The following is a 215-nucleotide window of genomic DNA, read 5'->3' as shown; positions in this document are numbered from 1 at the left end:
AGATCGCGTCGGTGCCGTTGGTGCCGGACAGCTGGTTGGGGCCTGCGGTGCCGGTGATGATGTTGTAGCCGCGCTGCTGCAGCACCGCGGTGGGGGTGGCGCAGGTGGAGACGGCTGCGGGGTTGACGGTGAGGGTGAAGGTTTTGGATGCGGTGGGGACTTGGGGGTTGGGGTCGGTCGCGGTGACGGTGAAGGTGTAGGTGCCCGGCTGGGTG

At 68.4% G+C, this 215-nt stretch carries 1 protein-coding gene; it reads right to left on the bottom strand.

Annotated features, from left to right (window positions below; translation table 11 throughout):
• The coding region (locus IF89_RS40470; protein ID WP_043195256.1) for a hypothetical protein at window positions 1–215 on the bottom strand (215 nt) is incomplete at both ends.

Origin of the sequence: Streptomyces sp. NRRL F-2664, assembly GCF_000719345.1 — a bacterium.
Classification (GTDB): Bacteria; Actinomycetota; Actinomycetes; order Streptomycetales; family Streptomycetaceae; genus Streptomyces.
Note: the sequence above shows the minus strand (reverse complement) of the source record. Positions and strands in the feature narration are given on the sequence as shown.